Source organism: Curtobacterium sp. MCBA15_016, from assembly GCF_001865105.1.
Classification (GTDB): domain Bacteria; phylum Actinomycetota; class Actinomycetes; order Actinomycetales; family Microbacteriaceae; genus Curtobacterium.
The window spans coordinates 3,409-3,895 of record NZ_MJGR01000017.1; the positions used below are offsets into that span (position 1 = coordinate 3,409).

The following is a 487-nucleotide window of genomic DNA, read 5'->3' on the forward strand; positions in this document are numbered from 1 at the left end:
CCGCGTTCGCCGCCGCGCTGACGGCGCACGCCGGCGCGACGGCGAGCACGCCCGTCGTGCTCCCGGAGGCCGTCGTCCCGACGACCGCCGAGACGGCCGCCCACGCGCCCGCCGCGCACACGCCCGCTGGGCACCCCGCCCACGCAGCCGACGTCGCGTCCGAGGACCGTGCCTCCGCCGGGTGGTGGACGCGCTTCGTCGCCGTCGTCATGCGCGCGTTCGGTCGCCGCTGATCCACCCGGCAGCCCCGAGTCGCCCGTCGTCCACAGCGCTGCTCGGTCCCGTGGTCGTCCACAGGGCGCCCGGACCGACCCGGGCGGCTCGGTAGACTGACGGGATGCCGACGCTCCGCGAACTCCAGGCCGTGATCGAAGACCTGTGGCCCGCCGCCGGCGCCGAGTCCTGGGACTCCGTCGGGCTCGTGGCGGGGGACCCCGACCAGACGGTCGAGCACGTGCACCTCGCAGTCGACGCCGTCCCGGCCACC

1 protein-coding gene and 1 pseudogene are annotated in these 487 nt (G+C 77.2%); both read left to right on the top strand.

The features are described from left to right. Window positions 1-233, top strand: a pseudogene (locus BIV03_RS19545) (hypothetical protein); the annotation flags it as partial. A gap of 104 nt (window positions 234-337) precedes the next feature. Continuing rightward, window positions 338-487 (top strand): Nif3-like dinuclear metal center hexameric protein (locus BIV03_RS07625; RefSeq protein WP_175475757.1); only part of this gene is annotated, 150 nt, incomplete at its 3' end.